At 49.9% G+C, this 22,599-nt stretch carries 21 protein-coding genes; 20 read left to right on the top strand and 1 reads right to left on the bottom strand.

Annotated features, from left to right (window positions below):
* Positions 1 to 178: 178 nt before the first annotated feature.
* The 19 genes from F4V51_RS19885 (at position 179) to spoVM (ending at position 21,593) form a co-directional block, all read left to right on the top strand.
* Positions 179 to 2,992 carry a calcium-translocating P-type ATPase, SERCA-type gene (locus F4V51_RS19885; RefSeq protein WP_153979350.1) on the top strand — a complete coding sequence of 938 codons (2,814 nt, stop codon included), beginning with the start codon at positions 179 to 181 and terminating at the stop codon, positions 2,990 to 2,992.
* 149 nt (positions 2,993 to 3,141) lie between these two features.
* The gene (gene dapF / locus F4V51_RS19880; protein WP_153979349.1) at positions 3,142 to 3,975 is read left to right on the top strand and encodes a diaminopimelate epimerase; all 834 of its coding nucleotides are present in this window, start codon (positions 3,142 to 3,144) and stop codon (positions 3,973 to 3,975) included.
* Positions 3,976 to 4,112: 137 nt separating this feature from the next.
* Positions 4,113 to 6,002: a bifunctional homocysteine S-methyltransferase/methylenetetrahydrofolate reductase gene (locus tag F4V51_RS19875; protein ID WP_153979348.1), complete on the top strand. Its 1,890-nt coding sequence runs from the start codon at positions 4,113 to 4,115 to the stop codon at positions 6,000 to 6,002.
* Between the two features lie 19 nt (positions 6,003 to 6,021).
* On the top strand, positions 6,022 to 6,921 hold the full coding sequence (locus F4V51_RS19870) for a YicC/YloC family endoribonuclease (RefSeq protein ID WP_153979347.1): 900 nt from the start codon (positions 6,022 to 6,024) through the stop codon (positions 6,919 to 6,921).
* A 51-nt stretch (positions 6,922 to 6,972) separates the two neighbouring features.
* Entirely contained in the window at positions 6,973 to 7,233 is a 261-nt protein-coding gene (remA, locus tag F4V51_RS19865) for an extracellular matrix/biofilm regulator RemA (protein ID WP_006209218.1), read from the top strand.
* Positions 7,234 to 7,246: 13 nt separating this feature from the next.
* On the top strand, positions 7,247 to 7,819 hold the full coding sequence (gene gmk / locus F4V51_RS19860) for a guanylate kinase (RefSeq protein WP_090901057.1): 573 nt from the start codon (positions 7,247 to 7,249) through the stop codon (positions 7,817 to 7,819).
* A gap of 156 nt (positions 7,820 to 7,975) precedes the next feature.
* Positions 7,976 to 8,191 carry a DNA-directed RNA polymerase subunit omega gene (gene rpoZ, locus F4V51_RS19855; RefSeq protein WP_095290265.1) on the top strand — a complete coding sequence of 72 codons (216 nt, stop codon included), beginning with the start codon at positions 7,976 to 7,978 and terminating at the stop codon, positions 8,189 to 8,191.
* A 120-nt stretch (positions 8,192 to 8,311) separates the two neighbouring features.
* Positions 8,312 to 9,547: a bifunctional phosphopantothenoylcysteine decarboxylase/phosphopantothenate--cysteine ligase CoaBC gene (coaBC, locus tag F4V51_RS19850; protein WP_153979346.1), complete on the top strand. Its 1,236-nt coding sequence runs from the start codon at positions 8,312 to 8,314 to the stop codon at positions 9,545 to 9,547.
* A gap of 2 nt (positions 9,548 to 9,549) precedes the next feature.
* On the top strand, positions 9,550 to 12,099 hold the full coding sequence (gene priA / locus F4V51_RS19845; protein WP_153979345.1) for a primosomal protein N': 2,550 nt from the start codon (positions 9,550 to 9,552) through the stop codon (positions 12,097 to 12,099).
* A gap of 169 nt (positions 12,100 to 12,268) precedes the next feature.
* Positions 12,269 to 12,757, top strand: a complete 489-nt coding sequence (def, locus tag F4V51_RS19840) for a peptide deformylase (protein ID WP_095290270.1) — start codon at positions 12,269 to 12,271, stop codon at positions 12,755 to 12,757.
* 6 nt (positions 12,758 to 12,763) lie between these two features.
* Complete coding sequence (gene fmt / locus F4V51_RS19835) at positions 12,764 to 13,723, top strand: methionyl-tRNA formyltransferase (RefSeq protein WP_201281164.1); 960 nt, start codon at positions 12,764 to 12,766, stop codon at positions 13,721 to 13,723.
* Entirely contained in the window at positions 13,720 to 15,219 is a 1,500-nt protein-coding gene (gene rsmB / locus F4V51_RS19830) for a 16S rRNA (cytosine(967)-C(5))-methyltransferase RsmB (RefSeq protein ID WP_153979343.1), read from the top strand. Before fmt ends, rsmB begins: the two co-directional genes overlap by 4 nt.
* Before the next feature lie 190 nt (positions 15,220 to 15,409).
* Complete coding sequence (gene rlmN, locus F4V51_RS19825; protein ID WP_095290542.1) at positions 15,410 to 16,450, top strand: dual-specificity RNA methyltransferase RlmN; 1,041 nt, start codon at positions 15,410 to 15,412, stop codon at positions 16,448 to 16,450.
* 7 nt (positions 16,451 to 16,457) lie between these two features.
* Positions 16,458 to 17,234, top strand: a complete 777-nt coding sequence (locus F4V51_RS19820) for a Stp1/IreP family PP2C-type Ser/Thr phosphatase (RefSeq protein ID WP_127537872.1) — start codon at positions 16,458 to 16,460, stop codon at positions 17,232 to 17,234.
* The gene (pknB, locus tag F4V51_RS19815) at positions 17,231 to 19,447 is read left to right on the top strand and encodes a Stk1 family PASTA domain-containing Ser/Thr kinase (protein ID WP_153979342.1); all 2,217 of its coding nucleotides are present in this window, start codon (positions 17,231 to 17,233) and stop codon (positions 19,445 to 19,447) included. The genes F4V51_RS19820 and pknB overlap by 4 nt, the downstream gene beginning before the upstream one ends.
* Positions 19,448 to 19,509: 62 nt before the next feature.
* Positions 19,510 to 20,427, top strand: a complete 918-nt coding sequence (rsgA, locus tag F4V51_RS19810) for a ribosome small subunit-dependent GTPase A (protein WP_153979341.1) — start codon at positions 19,510 to 19,512, stop codon at positions 20,425 to 20,427.
* A gap of 2 nt (positions 20,428 to 20,429) precedes the next feature.
* Positions 20,430 to 21,089 (top strand): ribulose-phosphate 3-epimerase, encoded by a 660-nt coding sequence (gene rpe, locus F4V51_RS19805; protein WP_095290279.1) that lies wholly within the window; start codon positions 20,430 to 20,432, stop codon positions 21,087 to 21,089.
* Between the two features lie 3 nt (positions 21,090 to 21,092).
* Complete coding sequence (locus tag F4V51_RS19800) at positions 21,093 to 21,344, top strand: hypothetical protein (RefSeq protein ID WP_095359346.1); 252 nt, start codon at positions 21,093 to 21,095, stop codon at positions 21,342 to 21,344.
* 168 nt (positions 21,345 to 21,512) lie between these two features.
* Complete coding sequence (gene spoVM / locus F4V51_RS19795) at positions 21,513 to 21,593, top strand: stage V sporulation protein SpoVM (RefSeq protein WP_019424875.1); 81 nt, start codon at positions 21,513 to 21,515, stop codon at positions 21,591 to 21,593.
* A gap of 197 nt (positions 21,594 to 21,790) precedes the next feature.
* On the opposite strand, the gene rpmB is transcribed toward spoVM, so the two are convergent.
* On the bottom strand, positions 21,791 to 21,979 hold the full coding sequence (gene rpmB, locus F4V51_RS19790; protein ID WP_024631107.1) for a 50S ribosomal protein L28: 189 nt from the start codon (positions 21,977 to 21,979) through the stop codon (positions 21,791 to 21,793).
* A gap of 458 nt (positions 21,980 to 22,437) precedes the next feature.
* On the opposite strand from rpmB, the gene F4V51_RS29290 reads away from it, so the two are divergent.
* Complete coding sequence (locus F4V51_RS29290; protein ID WP_268893516.1) at positions 22,438 to 22,566, top strand: hypothetical protein; 129 nt, start codon at positions 22,438 to 22,440, stop codon at positions 22,564 to 22,566.
* Positions 22,567 to 22,599: the final 33 nt, after the last annotated feature.

Genomic DNA, 22,599 nt, shown 5'->3' with positions numbered 1-22,599 from the left:
AGCCTATTCTGTCCATCAGGGAAAGGATTCACCATCCGGGTGCTAATTGGGGTCCTGTCCGAATACATATAGAGCAGGTAGTTTGTCCGGCGTGACATAGAGCTGCTGGTTAGCGATCACGAGCAGCTGTATGAACGTCTTTTACAGGAAATATAGACTGGGAGGGGAACCTTGAGGCATGGAACAGACCAAGTGGCATCAACTAAGCGTAGAAGAGCTTCGCAGCACGCTAGGCGTCAGTCTGGAGGAAGGATTGACGGATGAAGCTGTTGCGCAGAAGAGGAAGGTCGCCGGTTCAAATGAGCTGAGTGAAGGAAAACGTATATCCCCAATTACACTGCTGCTTAACCAATTTAAGGACTTTATGGTGCTCGTTTTGATGGGAGCGACACTGGTGTCCGGATTGCTCGGAGAATATTTGGATGCCGTTACTATTGTGGCGATTATTGTGTTAAATGCCATTCTGGGCTTCGTACAGGAATTTCGGGCTGAGCGTTCCCTCCGCGCATTGAAGCAGCTGTCCGCACCTCTTGCCAAAGTTCTTCGGGCTGGTCAGGAAGTGCAGCTTGCTGCCAAACAGCTGGTGCCAGGGGATATCATCCTTGTCGAGAGCGGAGATCGCATCCCGGCGGATGTAAGATGGCTGGAAACGAACAGTCTGGATGTGGAGGAATCGGCACTCACTGGAGAATCGGTCCCAGTAAGCAAGCATTGCAACCCCATTGCAGATGATGCCGTACCGCTCGGCGATCAGAAAAACATTGGATTTATGGGCACCATGGTTACCCGCGGGACGGCCAAGGGCGTTGTCATTCGGACAGGCATGGATACCGAGATGGGTAAAATTGCCGATCTAATCCAAAATACCGAGGAACAGGAAACACCGCTTCAGCATCGTTTGGAGCAATTGGGCAAAATACTCATTTTTGTTGCATTGGGACTTACCGTGATGGTTGTTGTGGCTGGTATTTTGCATGGACAACCGGCGATTGGCATGTTCCTTGCTGGTGTCAGTCTGGCGGTGGCTGCCATACCTGAAGGTTTGCCGGCGATTGTCACGATTGCACTTGCGCTGGGTGTGCAGCGAATGATTAAGCGCAAAGCCATTGTACGAAAATTACCTTCAGTCGAGACACTTGGTTGTGCCTCCGTGATCTGCTCTGACAAGACGGGGACATTAACCCAGAACAAGATGACCGTGACCGATGTATGGCTGGAAGGTCGCAGCATCCAAGTCACCGGGGACGGGTATGCACCGGAAGGACAGATGCTGGAAGACGGCCGGACGGTGGAGCTGAAGAGTGATCAAACGCTGCGAAGACTGCTTCAGATCAGTGCGTTATGTAACAATGCGAGTATTGTGGAAAGCTTCTCGGAAGAGCGCAATAAGAAAAAGGGTAAGGATGGCAAGAAGGAGGCAATCAAGGAGGATGGCGTCGTATGGGAGCTGAAAGGCGATCCAACCGAAGGCGCACTCGTCACTCTGGCCTCCAAAATGGGTCTTACTCCTGCCAGCCTCAAAGAGTTATATGCACGTCAACAGGAGTTTCCGTTCGATTCGGACCGCAAACGAATGTCTGTCCTCATTCAGCATCAGGGTGGCCGCATGGTCTACACCAAAGGTGCTCCTGATGTGTTGATCGGACAATGCAGCTATATTTTATGGGAGGGCAAAGTGGTACCCTTCACTGGAACGTTGAGACAGAAAGTGATGGCTGCAAACGAGAAGATGGCCGGAGCAGCCCTGCGTGTCTTGGGGATGGCTTATCGTGAAGTACGCCCTGAGGAAAAAGTAGATGACGAACATGCTGCCGAAAATCAGCTTGTGTTCGTTGGACTTGCTGGCATGATCGATCCTCCTCGGAGAGAAGTCCGAGATGCAATTGCAACTTGCCGCAGAGCGGGTATCCGGACGGTCATGATCACGGGTGACCACGGGACTACTGCTGAGGCGATAGCCCAGCAGCTGGGCATTCTTCCCCGGGGCGGAGGTTCGTTAAGCGGACAGCAGCTGGCCGGATTGACGGACGATGAGCTGGATAAGCAGGTCGAAGGTATTTATGTATTCTCCCGGGTGTCCCCTGAGCACAAGCTCCGGATTGTAAAATCCCTGCAGCGCAAAGGCCATGTCGTAGCCATGACAGGGGACGGTGTCAACGACGCACCAGCAATCAAAGCGGCGGACATCGGAATTGCGATGGGAATTACAGGAACGGATGTGACGAAAGAGGCATCGGCCTTGATTCTCAGTGATGATAACTTTTCTACTATTGTAGCGGCGATTGAAGAAGGGCGTAATATATATGAGAATATTCGGAAGTTTATTCGGTACTTGCTTGCTTCCAACGTAGGTGAGATTCTAACAATGTTCTTCGCGATGATGATGGGACTGCCGCTGCCGCTCGTGCCCATCCAGATTCTATGGGTGAACCTCGTGACAGATGGCCTGCCGGCCATGGCGCTAGGTGTGGATCAGCCGGAGAAAGACCTGATGGAGCACAAGCCACGCGGCGCCAAGGAAAACATTTTTGCCCGGAGACTGGGCTGGAAAATCATCAGCCGCGGTGTATTGATCGGATTATGTACATTAGGTGCGTTCTGGCTTACCCTTCAAGCCGCTCCGGATCAACCGGGTCAGCTTATCAAAGCACAGTCTGTCGCTTTTGCGACACTTGTTCTGGCTCAGCTTATTCATGTGTTTGACTGCCGGAGTTCGCGCTCCATCTTCCACCGGAATCCGCTCCAGAACAAATATCTGGTTCTTGCGGTGATCTCGTCCGTCGTGCTGATGCTGGTTGTGATGTACGTGGAGCCGCTGCAGCCGATCTTCAAAACCGTACCGCTCGGCATGCGTGAATGGGCCATTTCCATCGTTGCTGCAGGTATCCCAACGTTCCTGATGGGAGCAGGCAGTGTCTGGGGTGGCCGTCGTAACCGTCGCCGGATGGGTCCTGGAAGCTTCGTACCGAAAAGTACAAAGTTTTCGGCATAAAATCAATAGCTTTTCCTTATCGTTTTCGTTATGCTATCCTCAAAATGATTCGGGGCAAAAGCCTTGGACATTTTGCAGGATAGCTTTTTTATGTAAACAGGCAAGAATAACGCTTTGGCAGCAGACTGCCAAAAGGAGTGGGCAAGGATATGGAATTTACAAAAATGCACGGACTTGGCAACGACTTTATCGTTGTATTTGGAGAAAAACAGCTTCCGGCTGATGCAGCAGAGCTTGCTGTGAAATGGTGCAACCGTTTCTTCGGCATTGGTGCGGATGGACTCGTTTATATACTGCCTTCAGAGAAGGCGGATTTTCAGATGCGTATCATGAACTCTGATGGTTCGGAAGCGGAACAATGCGGGAACGCGATTCGCTGTGTAGCGAAGTATGTGTATGACCATGGTCATGTGACATCGGAGAACATCACTATTGAAACCATCGGCGCCGGTGTGCAGCCGGTAACCCTTAATGTACTTGACGGCAAAGTGGCAACCGTTCGTGTAGATATGGGCGAGCCTATTTTGGACGGGCTTCAGGTTCCGACAACAGTGGATGCCAACCCTGTGGTTAACCATACCATTGAAGCGAATGGACAAGAGTTCAAATTCACGGCAGTTTCGATGGGGAATCCCCACGCTGTCATTTATGTAGATGATGCAGTGAACTTTGATCTCTCCACTTGGGGGCCGGTGCTGGAAGTTCATCCGATGTTCCCGAAAAAGATCAATGTTGAGTTTGCCACTGTGCGTGATCGCGGATTCGTTGATATGCGTGTATGGGAACGTGGTGCGGGTCCAACCCTGGCTTGTGGGACCGGAGCTTGTGCAACGCTTGTATCCTCCGTATTGAACGGACACACGGATCGTACAGCAGTGATTAGCCTTAAAGGCGGAGACCTGCATATTGAGTGGAACGAAGCTGACAATCATGTGTATATGACCGGACCGGCAGAGGTTGTTTTCAAAGGAGTCACATCATAAGATGACAGTTTAAGCCAAGAGGCCTTCGGGCCTCTTTTTTTGACTGAATTTCGTGGAAATCCTGTGTTTTTCTACGTTATTGATCGGCTTTTGTGTTACATTAGTATGAAATGATCAGCTAGGCGGGGGGAAAAGGGATGAAGGCGGATTTGCGGAGTGTCTTGCAGGAACGAGTTCTCATTGGAGATGGGGCGATGGGAACATATCTGTACCAAATGGGTTTCCCGGTTGGAATTTCATACGAAGAATTAAATTTGGTCTCACCTGAAGTGGTAGCAGATGTGCATCGTCGTTATTTGGAGGCGGGTACTGAAATATTTGAGACAAATACGTACTCTGCGAACTATGACAAATTGTCCAAGTTCGGACTGGAATCGAAGGTGACGGAAGTCAATCGTGCGGGTGCACGCATTGCCAAGGAGGTCGCCGGTTCAAACGGATACGTTCTAGGGGCCGTGGGTTCCATTCGCGGAGGCAAGCGGACCAATGTATCGACAAGCGAACTGAAGCGTTTTTACGAACAACAGATTTTTGCCCTGCTTGAAGAAGGGGTTGACGGGATTCTGCTTGAAACCTTCTATGATATCGAAGAGATGGATATTGCCCTGCTGCAGGCTCGCAAGCTGAGTGATCTGCCGGTGATTGGGCAGTTTGCAGTTGAGGATATTGGACATACGCTGGATGGATACACGATGCCGGAAGCGTTCCGGATCATGCGTGAGCAGGGGGCGGACGTGATTGGGTTTAACTGCCGCTCCGGTCCAAACGGAATTATGCGTGCCATGGAAACCGTATCCGGGCGAATCGGAGTTCCGATGTCTGTTTACCCTAACGCGGGGGCGGCAGACTATGTCGATGGCCAGTTCCGATATGGTGCCACACCCGAATATTTTGGGCAGACCGCGGTGCAATTCGCCGATCTGGGCGCCCGTATTATCGGTGGATGCTGCGGTACAACGCCTGATCATATTGGGGCAATCGCACAGGCTCTTTCCGAATATACTGCAGCACCCATTGTCCTGCCTGACCCAACAGAAGCCAAACCGCGTATCGTACTGCATGAAAATGTGGATGAACGGTCCGGCCGTGGTGGACAGCCGACCATTGTGGATCTGGTCAAACAGCGCCACACGGTTATCGTTGAACTCGACCCGCCTCGTGACCTGGATATTGCCAAATTCATGAAAGGTGCCGAAACACTGAAAGCCGCTGGTGCGGATGCGCTGACACTGGCTGACAACTCTTTGGCGGTAACCCGCATGAGCAATATGGCTCTGGGACATCTCGTTCAGGATCGTACGGGCTTACGTCCGCTTGTACATATTGCTTGCCGTGACCGAAATCTGATTGGGACCCAATCACACATGATGGGTTTTGACGCTCTCGGTATCAACCACGTGCTTGCGGTTACAGGGGATCCAGCGCGTTTCGGTGATCTTCCCGGATCCAGTTCCGTATACGATCTGACTTCATTTGAAATTATACGTATGATCAAGCAATTGAACGACGGTGTAGCTTTCTCCGGCAAACCGCTTAAACAGAAGGCTGGTTTTGTCATCGGAGCAGCGTTTAACCCGAATGTGAAACATCTGGATAAGGCAGTTCAGAGACTGGAGAAAAAGATTGCCTCCGGTGCCGATTACATTATGACGCAGCCTGTCTATGACCCGCAATTAATCGTAGCTATGCATGAGGCTACCAAACATTTGGAAGTGCCTATTTTCGTTGGTGTAATGCCGCTGGCAAGTGGACGAAATGCAGAATACCTGCACAATGAAGTTCCAGGCATTCAGCTGTCGGATGAGGTACGTTCTCGCATGGCTGGTCTCGAAGGAGAAGAAGGACGGGCCATGGGCGTAAAAATTGCCAAAGAGCTGTTGGATGTTGCAACAGCCCATTTCAAGGGGATCTACCTGATGACTCCGTTTATGTTCTACGGCATGACTGCCGAACTGACCCAATATGTATGGGAGAAGTCCGAGCACCAATGTCCTACTTGTTTCAACCCTAATAATCAATTACAATAGTGTAACGGATGTGATGCCGATGTCATTCAGTATGACCGGATACGGTCAATCCGCCTTTCATTTTGGAGGCTACAAGGTACAATTGGAGATCAAATCCGTCAATCATCGTTACTGTGAAGTGATGATGCGCATGCCGAAAGAATGGACATGTTATGAAGACGGATTGAGGAAAAGAGTACAGAGCCGGCTGAAGCGCGGGCGGATTGATGTTTATGTAATGAAAGAAAAAGATGAAGATCAGGCTCTTCCTGCCGTGCTTAATGAGCAGGCAGTCAGGGCCTATCTGCAGGCAGCAGAACAGCTGGAATCCCGCTTTGGGATGCAGGGCAAACCGAGCATTATGGACATGCTTTCATTGCCGGATGTCATGGTTCATTCCGATGGAACAAGTTCAATTCCGGAGGAAGAGAAGGACGAATGGGAGCGTGTGCTGCAGCAGAGCTTGGAAGAGGCCTTGACCAGTCTGGAGCAAATGCGCGCGCGTGAGGGTCTTCATCTGGCCAGTGATCTGGAACGGCGGATTAGTCGTCTGGAGTCGCTGCATACCGAGATGCTTGCTCTTGCACCTACTGTGGTATCAGATTACCGCAACAAGTTAAGACAAAGGCTTACGGAAATGCAGGAGGAAGGCTCTTTCCCTTTTGACGAGCATAAATTGGGTATGGAAATTGCTGTGTTTGCCGATCGTTCTAACATAGAGGAGGAGCTTACGCGTCTACTCAGCCACTTCGGACAGAGCAGGGAACTGCTGAAGAGTGAAGAGCCGGTAGGCCGCAAGTTGGACTTTCTTATTCAAGAGATGAATCGGGAAGTCAATACGATTGGATCAAAAGCCAACCATTTGGCTCTGGTGAACCGTGTTGTCGAGATGAAGGCGGAGCTGGAGAAAATTCGCGAGCAGGCAGCGAATATCGAATGAACGGCCATATTTCGGCAAGAGAGTCGCATGTATAGGGGGAAGAACCTGATTATGGCAATCAAACTCATTAACATTGGATTCGGTAACATCGTATCGGCGAACCGGATTATATCCATCGTAAGTCCGGAATCGGCGCCGATCAAGAGAATTATACAAGAGGCAAGAGATCGTCATATGCTGATAGACGCAACGTACGGAAGACGTACTCGTGCCGTGATTATTACGGATAGCGATCATGTCATTCTGTCTGCGGTTCAGCCTGAGACGGTCGCCCATCGTCTTTCTTCGAAAGATGATGACAACGACGAATAAAATGGAGTGTAATATGTCTAAGGGATTACTGATAGTGTTGTCCGGCCCATCTGGGGTCGGGAAGGGTACAGTATGCAGCGCTTTGCGCAAACGTGTGCCGGAGTTGATCTATTCTGTGTCTGCAACGACTCGCCAGCCTCGTCTGGGTGAAGAGCATGGTGTGAACTACTTCTTCAGAAGTCATGAAGAGTTCCTGAACATGATTGCTGAAGACCAGCTGCTGGAGCATGCAGAATATGTAGGTAACTATTACGGAACACCACGTGACTTTGTCGAGAAAACCATTAACGAAGGCCGCGACATCATTCTTGAGATTGAAGTTCAAGGCGCGTTAAAAGTGAAAGAGAAGTTCCCGGAAGGGATTTTTGTATTTCTGCTGCCTCCTTCATTGGACGAGCTCAAAGATCGCATCCAGGGACGCGGTACGGAGAGTCAGGCAACTATTGATCACCGGATGTCCGTAGCCGTGGATGAGATTAGTCTGCTGGAGCAGTACGATTACGCTGTCGTTAATGACGAGATTGATTTGGCGTGTAAACGAATAGAAAGCATTATTATCGCCGAACATTGTAAGATCAATAAATAATTTTTTTGGCTGCCGCAGGATGCAATTATTCGGAGAACTGCTGACATATATCTATAGATAGTCGGGCGAGGTTCGGTTCATGTGAACGACGGAATGGTTGCATTCTGTTAGGCGGGTCAAAGGGATTATACTAATGCAAAGAGGTGTTTTGTAAACATGCTGTATCCTTCTATTGATGAAATGATGAACAAAGTCGACAGCAAGTATTCTCTTGTTGTTGCTGCTTCCCGCCGGGCCAGACAGCTTCGTGAAGGCGAAAAAACGGATCTGAGAAATGCAAGATCCCATAAACAGGTTGGCGTTGCACTCGAAGAAATTTATGGTGATCATCTCGTTGTCATCAAAGGACAGGACGAAGAGGAAGAAGAGTAAGCCGCCTGCGGCTGCTCTTCAACTGCATACGGCGCAAGCCGGACTTATTTGACAACCGCGAGGTTGTTATTTTTTTCTCTATTCATCGTTTATACGTCGTATATATCGGGGGAAATAACCATGTTGAACGGTAAAAAAATCGTACTTGGCGTGACTGGCGGCATAGCCGCATACAAGGCGGCTACATTATGCAGTAGACTGGTGCAAAAAGGGGCGGACGTTCACGTCATTATGACGGACTCTGCCAAACAGTTTATTACCGAATTAACGCTGCAAACGTTGACCCGAAATGTAGTCTACAGTGATACATTTGATGAGCGTGAGCCATCAGTTGTATCACATATTCATTTGGCCGATATGGCCGATCTGGTTCTGGTTGCCCCGGCAACAGCCAACGTTATTGCCAAAATGGCACATGGCATGGCCGATGACATGCTCTCCACAACACTACTGGCAACGACCGCCCCGGTAATGATCGCACCTGCCATGAATGTTCATATGTATGATCACCCTGCAGTACAGCACAATATGCGTCTGCTTTCCGAGCGAGGAACACTGATGATTGAACCAAGTGAAGGACAGCTCGCATGTGGATACGTAGGTAAAGGGCGTTTAGAAGAGCCGGAGACGATTGTTGAGGTGGTTGAACGTTTTTTTGAAGATCAGGCAGCAGCTAAACCAGGCTTGAAACAACAGTCCGCCTTGTTAAAAGGCAAAAAAGTGATCGTGACGGCGGGCGGTACGATTGAGCGTATTGATCCTGTCAGATATATTACCAATGACTCTTCCGGCAAAATGGGATTTGCCATCGCTGCAGCAGCACGTGATTTGGGGGCAGAGGTTACGCTTGTTATGGGCAGTACACAAGTTCAGCCGCCAACGAATGTGGAAGTAATTCGGGTGCAGTCTGCCCAGGATATGTACGAAGCGGTCTCGAGTCACTGGGATCGTGCTGATATCGTTGTTAAGGCTGCGGCAGTTGCCGATTACCGTCCCAAGGAAGTACATGAGGAGAAAATCAAAAAGAAAGGCGATACGCTATCGCTGGAGCTTGTTAAAAATATAGATATTCTTGAAACATTAGGTAAGCAAAAGAGTCATCAATTTCTAATTGGTTTTGCCGCAGAAACCCATTCTGTAGAGATGTACGCAAGGGAGAAGCTGGAGCGGAAAAACTGTGATCTGATCGTAGCCAATGACGTTGCCCAGCCGGGTATCGGATTTGGAGCAGATACCAATGCGGTTCATATTTATGACCGTGAAGGGTTGGTGGAAGAGCTTCAGGTGATGTCTAAGGAGGACATAGCTCACCGATTGCTTGCGATTGCGGCGGAGCGCATTGCCGGGAGGAATTAAATATGGAGATCGCCAAGGTTATTGTCGATGTTCCGGTGAAACAGACCGATCGGCCCTTTGATTATCTGGTGCCGGAATCGATGCGTGATTGGATTGAGATTGGCAGTCGGGTAGGTGTGCCGTTTGGACATCGAACCGTTCAGGGCTTTGTGGTTGATCTTGTACCGCGTACCGGAACAGAATCCTTCAAGTTGAAGCCCATTCAGGAACTGTTGGACATCGTTCCTCCCTTATTAGAAGATCTGGTGCAGCTCGCCGAGTGGATGAGTGAGCGATATGCCAGCAACCGCATTTTGTCGCTGCAGGTCATGGTGCCGACTGCACTGAAAGGTAAAGCGGAACGATATATCTCCATTGGGGATGCACTGGATGGACAGCAGACCGGAGCAAAGGCGGATGAAGATGTCCTCTTCGTGTGGGGAGAGGAGTCCACCTCGGAGAAAGTGCAGCAGGACATTATACGTTTTGTGAAAAGCCGGGGACAGGTGCCTTTGCAGCAATTGAGCCGTAAATACCCCAATCATGCCGCGTTGATCAAAAAGCTTCTGCTTGGCGGTATATTGCTGGAGAGCCAGGCAATCAAGGACAAGCTAAACAAAAAAACGATGAAGGCAGTGGATTTGGCGGTAGATGCGGCTGCGGCGGAGGAGGCACTTGCATCTTTCCCGGCGAAGGCTCAGCGGCAGAAGGAGGTTCTTGCTTTTCTGCTGGAAATGAAGGAACTGCTGCCAATGCCGATGAAAGAATTGCTGGCCACGCTTCAAGTGTCTGCGGCTACCGTCAAAGGGCTTGAGGAGAAAGGGCTGCTTGTAACGGAAGACGTGGAAGTCTTTCGTGACCCTTACCAGGGAAGGAAGTTTCGCGCCACTGAACCGCTTGCTCTTACTGCAGAGCAGCAGAACGTGTACGATAAAATTAATGGCCGATTACAGGAAAGGCGCCATGGCGTCTTTTTGTTACATGGTGTAACAGGCAGCGGTAAAACCGAAGTATATCTGCAGACGATTCAGCAATGTATTGAACAGGATCGGCAGGCGATTGTGCTTGTGCCTGAGATTGCCCTCACACCACAAATGGTTGAGCGGTTTAAAGGACGATTCGGAGACCAGGTTGCTGTTATGCACAGCCGTCTTTCGGGTGGAGAGCGTTATGATGAATGGCGCAAAATCCGGGAAGGCCAAGTAAAGGTAGCCATTGGCGCGCGTTCCGCTGTTTTTGCTCCATTTGACCGACTGGGTCTAATTATTATGGATGAGGAACATGAAACTTCTTACAAACAGGAAGAAACGCCGAAATACCATGCCCGTGATGTAGCTGTAAAAAGAGCACAGCAGCATCAGGCTGTTGTGGTTCTGGGCTCCGCGACGCCTTCGCTGGAAAGTTACTATGCCGCACGTTCGCAGAGCAATGATGATTTTGCCCCGCTGCTGCTGGAAATGCCTACTCGGGCCCTTGGCAACAATCTGCCGGATGTGCGAATCATTGATATGCGGGAAGAGTTGAAGGATGGCAACCGTTCGATGTTTAGCCGGGCTCTGCACAAGGGACTGGAGGAACGGTTGGAGCGCGGGGAGCAGACCGTTTTGCTGTTGAACCGCCGAGGCTATTCCACTTTTGTCATGTGCCGAAGCTGCGGTTATGTGGCCGGTTGTCCCGAGTGTGATATTTCACTGACGTATCACCAGCGTTCAAACAATCTTCGTTGTCACTATTGCGGGTATGCGGAAGCTGCTCCGGAGGTATGTCCTGAATGTGGCAGTGAACATATCCGTTACTTCGGTACAGGTACGCAGCGAGTGGAGGAAGAATTGGCCAAGCTGTTCCCGGGAATTCGTGTAATCCGCATGGATGTGGACACAACGACGGAGAAGGGGTCGCATGAGAAACTTCTGAAGCAGTTCCGGGAGAAAAAAGCGGATGTGCTGCTGGGTACCCAGATGGTTGCCAAAGGATTGGATTTTCCGGATGTCACCCTGGTTGGTGTCATCACGGCAGACTCGGCACTGAACCTGCCCGATTTCCGGGCTGCCGAGAAGACCTTCCAGCTGTTGACCCAGGTAGCGGGCCGTGCCGGGCGCCATCAGTTGCCTGGTGAGGTCTTTGTGCAGTCCTATACACCGGAGCACTATTCCATTGGGCATGCAAGCCAGCATGATTATGTTTCTTTTGTGCGTGAGGAACTGCTTCACCGCCGGAATCTGCAATACCCGCCGTATTGCCGCCTGATTCTGGTGACCTTTTCGCACGAGCAATTGCCTGTACTGATCCGGCTGGCCGAAAATTACACACGTCTGTTGAAAGAACGTGCCAATGCAGCGGGCTGGCTGGGAAGCCTTGACCGTTTCAGCAACGATGCCTTCGACGTGCTGGGGCCTGTAGCCTCGCCCATTCCCCGGATCAAGAATAGATACCGATTCCAATGTATGATAAAATGGCGGGGGGATGTAGACGCTATCGGAATCGCCCTGGAAACAGCTCGGCGCATGGACGATGATGTTCAGGCGCAAAAACTGCTCATTAGTTTGGATGTAGACCCGCAAATGTTAATGTAAGCATGATGCATCGTTTTCCATGGACACTTTGTGTGATAAAAATTGGGAAAATGATTAGAGCAAAATGTGGATGTGAACAAGCGGTATAAACATAGATTAGTAACAAAGCAAATGATAATCAAAAGAATGATACCCAACATGAGATTTGGGTTAGGAAGGTGCTTACAACATGTCGATTCGTATTATTGTTAAAGAACCAGATGAGGTGCTTCACAAAAGAGCCAAGGAAGTTACAAAAGTAACACCCAATGTACAAAAACTGCTGGATGATATGGCAGATACCATGTATGACGCTGAAGGCGTAGGTCTTGCTGCCCCTCAAGTAGGCATTTTGAAACGCCTGATTGTCATTGATGCTGGGGATGAACAAGGCCTCATCAAAATGATCAATCCTGAAATCATCGCAAGCGAAGGCGAACAGTTTGGACCGGAAGGCTGTCTGAGTATTCCTGGTATTAACGGCGACGTTCGCCGTTTTGAGACAGTTACCGTTAAAGGCTTGGACCGTGAAGGAAATGAACTGATTATTACGGGCAGCGGTCTGTTGTCCCGGGCATTCCAGCACGAGATTGATCACCTGGATGGTGTACTCTTCACGGATATCGCTGAGAAGGTGTACGAAATTGCAGCCGATCAGACTGGACCGCGACGTAATTAAGGAGTGATGGATTTGAATATTGTTTTTATGGGTACCCCGGAATTTGCTGTCCCTTCTCTGGATATGCTCATCGCTGAGGGTTATAACGTGGTGGGGGTAGTCACCCAGCCCGATAAACCGCAAGGCCGCAAAAAAGTGCTCACGCCAACGCCTGTTAAGGCTGCGGCTGAGCGCCATGGCCTGCCCGTATTTCAACCTGTGAAGCTGCGTGATCCTGAATCCGTGGCCAGATTGGCTGAATGGAAGCCTGATTTGATTGTGACTGCAGCATTTGGGCAGATTTTACCGAAGGCCGTATTGGATATACCTGTGCGAGGCTGTGTGAATGTGCATGGTTCTCTTTTGCCTAAATATCGTGGTGGTGCTCCTATTCAGCGCTCCATTATTAACGGGGAGTCCGTAACAGGAGTTACCTTGATGTATATGGCAGAAGGTTTGGATACCGGTGACATGATCTCTCGTGTGGAAGTTCCAATTACCGATGAGGACACCTCCGGCACCATGTTTGTGAAGCTCAGCGATGCAGGCTCCAAGCTGCTGCAAGCAGAAATGCCCCGTCTTATTGCGGGGGAAACCACGGCTGTCCCTCAGGATGAAGCCGAAGCTTCGTATGCCCGCAATCTGACTAGAGAAGACGAGAAAATAGACTGGAATCGAACATCCCGTGAAATCTATAACCAGATCCGTGGTCTTGTTCCGTTCTCTGGTGCATTTACAATGTGGGACCAGCAGGTGTTTAAAGTATGGGCTGCTGCTAATCCCAATCAGATGGAAGCTTCAGAGACTGGAGCCAAAGGACAAGCTGAACCTGGTACAGTGCTGCAGCTGAATGCATCCGGTATCGAGGTACAGACGGGCAACGGTTCACTCTGGCTGACAGAAGTTCAGCCGGCCGGCAAAAAAGCGATGAAGGCGGCTGACTTTGGCCGCGGCGGTACGCTGAAACCGGGCACGGTGTTACGATGAGTGAGAATAGATCCGGCAGATCCGTAGACAGTCCGAGCAGAGGTAACGCTAAACAGAACCGACGCCCGAATCCAGGGAAACCGGGTGGTTCCAGAACTGCTGGGGGCTCCCGAACCTCGGGAGAAGCTTCGAGCGCTCAGCGGCCCAAAACTTCTCCACGCGCACTTGCAGTGAAGGTGCTAAGTGCTGTGGAACAGGATGGAGCTTACAGTAATCTGGAGCTCAATCGTCGTCTGAAAGAGGCGGAGCTTAGTCCTGCTGATGCCGGGCTGGCAACCGAGCTGGTATACGGAACCATTGCAAGACTAAACACGCTTGATTATTTCTTGGAACGTTTTGTAGCCAAAGGAATGGCCAAGCTCCAGCCATGGGTACGAAGTCTCCTTCGGATCAGCGTCTATCAGATGCTGTATCTGGATCGGATTCCGGAACATGCTGTTGTCAGTGAAGCCGTCAATCTGGCGAAGAAACTGGGTCACCAGGGTATCTCGGGTATGGTCAATGGCGTTCTGCGCAACATGATCCGTAACCGGGATGAATTGCAGATTCCGAATGATCTGCCAGCTGCTGAACGCATCGCACTGGAACACTCTCATCCACTGTGGATGGTTGAACGCTGGATCGGCCAATACGGTGAAGAGACAGCAGAAGCGATCTGCAAGGCCAATAATGAACCACCGGCAGTGAGTGTCAGGGTAAATACGACAATGACCACACGTGAGAAACTGATGCACGAGATGGAGAGCACGGGTGCAGTGGTGGAGCCTTCCCGGATAAGTCCTGACGGCATTCTTGTACGCAGCGGTGGAAATATGGCACTAACGTCATGGTATCGGGATGGATTGTTCTCAGTACAGGACGAAAGTTCCATGCTGGTGGCAGAAGCGGTCGCACCTGAAGAAGGTCAAACCGTGCTGGATTGCTGTGCAGCTCCTGGCGGCAAGACAGCTCATATGGCCGAGAAAATGCAGGACCGTGGACGGATTATTGCCAATGACGTGCATGCACATAAGCGTCAGCTTATCATGGATCAGGCAGACCGGTTGGGTCTGAGCTGTATCGACGCAGTAACCGGAGATGCCCTGGATCTGGATGCACGTTATCCACATGCTTCGTTCGACCGGATCCTTCTGGATGCACCTTGCTCAGGTCTCGGTGTCATTCGCCGGAAGCCGGATGTCAAATGGACCAAATCGCCTGAAGACATCGAAGATATCTCGGGGCTGCAGCGAGAATTGCTGGACCGGGTTGCACCGTTGCTGAAGCCGGGCGGTGTTCTGGTATACAGCACATGTACGATTGAGCCGGCAGAGAATGAACTTATGGTCGCTGACTTCCTGAAGCGCCATCCTGAATACCAGGCCGTGGATTCTGCCTGGACCGGAACCGAGATGGAAAAGTGGAATCCGGTGAACGGGGGAGTGCAGATTCTACCCCAGTATGCACATAGTGACGGCTTTTTCATTGCAAGGCTGACTCGTGCAGCCGATGAGTAAATCCATAGCAAGCAAGGAAGGCCGCCGGGGGGAACTTCGGCGGATTTCTTTTGTAATGGGGTGCGGCTTGTGCGCCGAGGTGTTATAATGCATGAAGTGCAGGACTCTAGGGCATACATGGATGTAAAGTGGTCTTTGTGATAGAATAGGAAGAATGAAAAGAAAAGAAGGAATAGGTGTTGACAACAAAATGAAACCTTTTATATATGATTTTTCCCTGGAAGAGCTGCAGCAATGGGCTGTTGAGAATGGGGAACCCGCTTTTCGCGGTGGTCAGATTTTCGACTGGATTTATGTGAAACGAGTAAATGATTTCAGTGAGATGACGAACCTGTCCAAAGCATTGCGCGAGAAGCTGGCAGAGCAATTTGAATTTGTAACCCTTACCGAAATTACGAAGTTTGAATCCAAGGATGGAACGGTGAAGTTCCTGTTCGGTCTCCATGATGATCATGCCATCGAAACAGTTATCATGAAACACAATTACGGTAACAGCATCTGTGTAACAACACAGGTAGGCTGCCGGATCGGTTGTACATTCTGTGCATCCACACTGGGCGGACTGAAGCGTAACCTGACAGCAGGTGAGATTGTTGCTCAGGTCGTACAGGCTCAGAAGATTCTGGATGAGCGCGGCGAACGTGTAAGCAGTATTGTCATCATGGGTTCGGGCGAACCGTTTGAGAACTATGAAGCAACCATGACTTTCCTGCGCATCATGATTCACGAAAAGGGCCTGAATATCGGTCAGCGCCACATCACGGTGTCCACAAGCGGAATTGTACCAAACATCTACAAGTTTGCGGACGAAGATACACAGATTAACCTGGCGATTTCCATCCATGCACCGAATGATGCGCTGCGTTCCAAATTGATGCCGGTAAACCGTCGTTTTCCTTTTGACGATGTGATGGAATCCCTTCGGTATTACCTCGCCAAAACGGGCCGGAGAATCACATTTGAATATGCACTTATCGGTGGCGTGAACGATCAGCCGGAACATGCTGCGGAACTCGCAAGTGTACTCAAGAACATGCTCTGCCACGTGAACCTGATTCCAGTCAATCACGTACCTGAACGCAAGTATGTGAGAACATCGAGAAGCGACATTTTCAATTTCCAGAAGATTCTTTCGGAGCAGGGTGTTAATGTAACCATTCGTCGTGAACAGGGACATGATATTGCTGCCGCTTGCGGCCAGCTTCGTGCAAAGCATATGGAGTTGAGGTGAGAACGTTTTGATCAAAACAGTTCATGTGAGCCATATCGGACGTGTGCGTTCGGTTAATGAAGATTCAGCCTGGATCCGCAATCTGGAGACAGGGTATATACTGGGTATTGTCGCTGATGGCATGGGCGGGCATCTCGCTGGAGATACCGCCAGCCGTCTGGCAGTTGAGACATTGGTGCATGACCTGGGGACATTGGAACCGGGGCTGTCACATGCATCCTTGTCTGCTGCCCTCAGCGATGCTATTTTGCATGCCAACGAAGTGATATATCGGACTGCATCCGGAGACGACAAATACCATAACATGGGCACGACCGTGGTTGCTGCCTTGTTGAATGATGCAGAGGGTGTTATCGGTCATATCGGGGACAGCCGAGCTTACAAAATTGCAAACAAACAAGTGATCCAGTTAACGGAAGACCATACCCTGGTGAATGAATTGTTTAAAAATGGTCAGATCAGCAAGGAAGACGTATCTCATCATCCGCGTCGCAACGTGCTGACCCGTGCTCTTGGAACAGATGCAGAAGTCAAAGTGGATCTGGATCCGATCAAGCTGGAAACAGGTGAAGTTCTGCTGTTGTGCAGTGATGGACTTAGCAATCTGGTCAGCAATGAACAGCTCGTTCAAGTGGCAGGAAATCAGGAGCTGCCGCTGGAAGAGCGTGCGGATCGTCTGCTTCAGCTGGCTCTGCTGGCTGGCGGAGATGATAATATCACGGTTGCGCTGTTTGAAGTGCAGCAGGAAGGTTCCGTGGTGACGGAAACGGGGTGTGAGTCATGATAGGGCACCAGCTAGGCGGACGCTATGAAGTCATCGAGCGTGTTGGCGGTGGCGGCATGGCACTTGTGTACAAGGCTCAGGATCTGCTTCTGAACCGGAATGTGGCGATCAAGGTGCTGAGACAGCAATTTGTACATGATGAGGAATTCATCCGACGTTTCCGTCGCGAAGCGCAGTCAGCTGCATCCTTATCTCACCCCAACGTTGTCAGCATCTATGATGTTGGTCAAGAAGATGACGTTCATTATATTGTCATGGAGTATGTAGAAGGCAAAAACCTGAATGAGATTATAAAAGAGCGGGCTCCGCTGCAGGTGGATGAGGCTGTTCGAATTGCTTCCCAAATTGCAGACGCCCTGGATCATGCACATCATAATCAGATCATTCATCGGGATATCAAACCGCATAATATATTGATTGGCCGAAATGGCCGTGTGAAGGTTACCGATTTCGGGATTGCCCGAGCGGTTACCTCCACAACGATTACACAGACTGGTTCCGTAGTCGGATCGGTGCACTATTTTTCACCAGAGCATGCCAAAGGAATTGTTACTGGCGAGAAGTCGGATTTATATTCTCTCGGTATCGTACTCTATCAAATGCTGACTGGGCAGCTTCCGTTCCTCGGCGAGAGTCCGATCAGTGTTGCTTTGAAGCATCTGCAGGAAGAATTTGATGAACCTCGCAAATTCAACCCGCTGATTCCGCAAAGTGTGGAAAATGTGATATTGAAATCCATGCGAAAAAATCCGCAGGAGCGATATCAGTCGGCCAAGGAAATGCAGAACGATCTGGAAACCTGTTTGATGCCAGAGCGTCGCAATGAAAACAAGATCGATTTCCCGGATGAGGATGATGTGGATCAGACCCGTGTCATGCCTGCCATCAAACCGGAACCACGTGGAATTACTTCTACGGGCGCGGCTCCGGTCATGGAATCGGACGAGGAGAACCATAAAGGCAAGCCCAAGACGAAAAACTGGAAAAAACCAACACTATTGATCTCATTGACTGTCTTAATTCTAATTGCCATGGTTGGTGTTGTGTGGTACGTCAAAGGCATGCTCGTTGTGCCTGAAGTGAAAGTGCCAAATGTCGTAAACCAGACTGAAGAAAAGGCACGCCAGATGTTACAGGATGAAGGTTTGGTTGTGAGCGATGATGTCATCCGGCAGTATAAGGAAGGTGTCGATCCCGGTATCGTATTCGAACAAAGCCGAAACGAAGGTGATGTGGTCAAGGCAGGATCGGAAATTCAACTTAGTGTTGGAGCTGAAAAGGAACTGACCAAAATGATCAGCGTCGAAGGTGATTCCTACGAGGATGCGGTCAAGGATCTGACGAATCTGGGAATCAGTGAGGATCGGATCAAACGTAAAGATGAATATTCTAATGACGTTGCATCAGGCTTGGTTATTTCCCAGACCCCTGGGGCCGATCAAGAATTTGATCCGGAACAGACCGAAATTGTCTTAACCGTCAGTAGAGGCGCGGAAACTGTGAAGATGCCAGATTTGAAAAATCGCACCCGCAACGAAGCAGAGCAGATGATCAAGTCTGCCGGACTGGTTCTGGCTCAGGTTCAGGAAGAGCCGAGCTATACGGTTGATAAAGGGAAGGTCACCCAACAATGGCCTGTGGAAGCTGGAACCGATGTGAAACCTGGTGACAAAATTACCATTTTCGTCAGCACCGGATATCCGCCTGAGGCATTGGAGTATTCCTTCAATATCAATGTTTCGCCAAAAGAAGAGGGCAAGAACAGCAAAATCCGGATTACATTTGAGGATGCCCGAGGCAAGAACCAGGAATGGGGAACGCGTACCATTAACAAGTCCTATCAGGCCCTAACCATTCCGCTTGTTCTGGCTCCGAATGAAAATGGTGCTGTATCTGTATATCGGGATGGTCAATTTCTGGATACGTACGTGGTTACCTACGCTGAAGCCAAAAATGGCACCGTAGTCGTGCCATCCATTGAGCCAGAGATCAGTAATCAGCCACCACCAGCGAATGAGCCTGAAGAAGGCGGCGGCGGTGACGAAGGCAGCGTGGACGGCAACCAGGAAGGTGAACCTGATTCGACTCCTGCTGACGGTGAAGAAGATAATGAAAGTGAAGATACGTCTGCCATGAATAATGGTAAAGGTAAAGATAAAGGTCATGGAAAAGATAAGAAGAGTGAGGTCGTAAACGCAACAAGCCGTCCGTAAGGACGGCTTATTGCTGACGTTAGGTTGGAATGCACCGCAAATCAAAGGAGGGCGACGGAGCTATGCCTGAAGGTATCATCGTAAAAGCGCTAAGCGGTTACTATTATGTCATGCCACTGTTAGAAAACGGGGTGCCTTCGGTTGAAGGCTCCGCCGTTCAATGCCGAGCGAGAGGCATATTCAAAAAGAGAGGCGTATCTCCGCTTGTCGGTGATCGCGTCAGCTATATGCTGACAGAGAATGGCGAAGGAACAGTAGATGAGATTCGGGAACGGGAGACGGAGTTAATTCGTCCGCCTGTTGCGAACGTCAGTCTGGCTGTTCTTCTGTTCTCCGTTAAAGAACCGGACATGAACCTCAATCTGCTGGACAAATTTCTCGTACATATCGAGCAGGCGGGACTGGATGCTCTAATTGTATTAACGAAGCAGGACCTCGTAGATCCTGAGAAGGACACCAGGGACACTGTAGCTGAGGTTAAGGCTCTCTATGAACAGATTGGGTATGAAGTCATCTCGACCAGTTCGCGAACCGGTGAGGGCAATGAACTACTCAAAGAGCGTCTTGCAGGCAAGATCAGTGTGTTCTCGGGTCAGTCCGGTGTAGGTAAGTCATCCATGCTTAATGCCCTGATGCCAGGGCTGACACTCGAAACAAGTGAAATCAGTATGCGTCTTGGCCGCGGCAGACATACGACCAGGCACGTTGAATTGATCCCGCTGGATAACGGCGGATTTGTAGCAGATACTCCCGGATTCAGCCAACTGGACTTTCTCGAAATTGGTGTGGAGGAATTATCCACCTGTTTCCGTGAATTTGCCCAGTATGCGGATCAGTGCAAATTCCGCGGCTGTACCCATACACATGAGCCCCAGTGCCGAGTACTTGCTGCCAAGGAGGAAGGTCTAATCTCCGAAAGCCGTTACCGGCATTATGAGCAGTTCCTTACAGAAATGAAAGACAAGAAGCGGAGGTACTAATTATGATTAAAATTGCTCCATCCATCTTATCTGCAGATTTTGCACGTCTTGGTGCTGAGGTAGCTGAGGCGCAAGCTGCTGGAGGCGACTGGATTCACGTTGATGTCATGGACGGTCATTTCGTTCCGAATATTACGCTGGGCCCTGCCATTGTGAAAGCTATTGCACCACATACCAACCTGCCACTGGATGTACATCTAATGATTGAGAATCCGGAACGGTATGTTGAGGAATTTGCCAAAGCAGGAGCGGCTGTTATTACCGTTCATGCCGAGGCATGTGTACATTTGCACCGTGTGATTCATCTGATTAAGGAACAGGGAGTCAAGGCGGGAGTTGCCCTGAATCCAGGAACACCTGCCAGTGCCATTCAGGAAGTGCTGGATGACGTGGACATGGTTCTGGTCATGACCGTGAATCCTGGGTTTGGCGGACAAGCATTCATCTCGGGAACCATGAACAAGATCAGACAGATTCGCAGCTGGCTGAATGAAAAAGGACGCCATGACGTACACATCGAGGTGGACGGGGGAATTGCAGCCGATACAGCACCACTCGTTGTTGAAGCAGGAGCGGATGTACTTGTCGCAGGTAGTGCGGTATTCGGACGTGAGGACCGTGCAGCCGCTATTGCCGAAATCCGTAGCAGCTACGGAGGCTGATCTATGGGCCTTAAGGAGACGCTGTGGACAATGGCTGCGAGCCTTGTAACGGGATTAGTGCTTGCGTTATTTGCCGTCATTCAATCCCCATACAATGCGCTTACCTCACTGATTGGCGTGGGCGTTGTCATTATGTATTTTCGAAAGTTTGATCGTACACGATCGCGTGTTACCTTCGTCATATTCAGCATACTGTATTACTTGCTGAGCGTATTCATGATCGCTGTCTATCAATTTGTTCCTGCCCAAACGTAAATGAGCTGTTCTTCGGGCTCGTCATGTTGGAATAGGGACAGGTGGTTCCGCATAAATATGGTTACATGAGCAGGTTTCTCATGTAGCCTTTTTTGTCGTGTTTAAGGTGAAGAAGGCCCTGAAGCATAGGATACGGCGGATGCATGAGCATGATGGGGAGGGTGAAGTATGAAATTTTACACATTCAAACTGCCGAAGTTTTTGGGAGGGTTTGTAAAGGCGATCCTTAATACGTTTCAAAAGAACTGATAAGATCAAGGGCAGGCTCAAAAGGCGAATACCGCCGCTATGGCTTCAGGACGAATGGGGAATCCGACCTGAGAAGTGCCATGCGGCGGGCATTCACATGCTTGTGCAGGTATTTATGTACTTTTTTGAATACCAAAAAAGCACCTGCAAGGAACAAGGTGCTTTTTGCTTATCCGATTTATAGTAGCTTTGCGTGATTATACGCGAGTCACTTTACCGGCTTTCAGTGCACGGGTGCTTACGTATACACGTTTTGGTTTACCGTTCACGAGAATGCGGACCTTCTGAACGTTTACGCCCCAAGAACGACGGTTACGGTTGTTAGCGTGGGATACGTGGTTACCGGTGCCCGGTTTCTTACCTGTCACATAACATTTGCGAGACATAGATTACACCTCCTATCCTAAAATAACCAGTTGCCTTCGGAGAGACGAAAGTCATTCCTTAAAGGCTAAATTGTTCTTCCTGACCATAATGGCCAGGCTCCAGTAGCTAATGGCGTTGTTCAAGCCGGCATGGCCGGATCATTTCCATTACTTAACCTGCATAAAACAATACTTGAATATAATATCATACCCAAAAAAGCTTCGTCAACTGATCCAAAAACTTTATTTATTTCTCCTGCCTAATATAGTACAATGTTGAATAGTCCATAATACAGCGGTGAACAGGCTGTTGCCGCGAGAAAGCCGGAGATTTGACCGTCCCAAGAGGTCGGTGGTCTGCAATTTGGCAACGCTGTGCGCTGTGACATTTCCATCACTGGCACCAGTCTCCATGCGGCATTCATGCCGGCTCTCGATACCGGTGCATATCCGTATGCCCCGAACTAGGGCTTCAGCGGTTGCAAGATATCGGTGGCTCGGCCGCCCAGACCGTAGATCCGGATGACATGTTGAATTGTATGCCTTTGCCGGACAAGGTGTGGACGAAGAATGACGTAGAAGCGTCAACGCATGAACAGACCAGTTAACATCTTGGTGCAAGATGTTCGTGTATCAAGCTA

It is taken from the genome of Paenibacillus xylanilyticus (assembly GCF_009664365.1).
GTDB classification, from domain to species: domain Bacteria; phylum Bacillota; class Bacilli; order Paenibacillales; family Paenibacillaceae; genus Paenibacillus; species Paenibacillus xylanilyticus_A.
Note: the sequence above shows the minus strand (reverse complement) of the source record. Positions and strands in the feature narration are given on the sequence as shown.